Below are 532 nucleotides of genomic sequence, written 5' to 3'. Positions count from 1 at the left end.
CATCGACGCCTCTGCCTTGTATAAATACCCAGCAACTCGCTGCAAAAATCAGCTCGAAAGATCAACACGCCCTAATATGACGAGACTCTGAAACAAGCTGGCGAACTACAGACATCATTTCATCGACTGATAAGCTTTCGTTCTCAATACGAGATAAACCTTCAAAGCTTTGAGCTATCATTTCAGAAAAAGCTGAAGTGCCAGTGAGTGTGTCGTTCATCGAGTTTGAAACTTCAGATACCAACAGCTCTAAGTTGGTTCGAAGATCATTGATATTGGCTTCGGATTTACTGGCGACATAAGTATTGTAAAGTTGTTCGCTGACTGTTGGTGGGCAAATACCATAGTGTTCTAACACGGCATCCATCTCTTGAGTCAACTGGGGGATAGCATTGTCGACATAAGTGTACCAAAGTGCGTAATTGGTCGGTGTTATCGACACCCTGTTCTTCATCATTATACCAATCTAAGTAAAAATATGATCTAATTGAGGCTGTTACTTCTTCGTGAAAAAAGACGCTATGGACAGCCT

The 532-nt window shown here is 41.9% G+C and carries 1 pseudogene; it reads right to left on the bottom strand.

The features are described 5' to 3' along the window. Positions 1 to 70: 70 nt before the first annotated feature. Positions 71 to 457: pseudogene (locus Q1A70_RS20370) on the bottom strand (GGDEF domain-containing protein); the annotation flags it as partial. Between the last annotated feature and the right edge of the window lie 75 nt (positions 458 to 532).

Source organism: uncultured Vibrio sp. (assembly GCF_947488985.1).
Lineage (GTDB): Bacteria > Pseudomonadota > Gammaproteobacteria > Enterobacterales > Vibrionaceae > Vibrio.
Note: the sequence above shows the minus strand (reverse complement) of the source record. Positions and strands in the feature narration are given on the sequence as shown.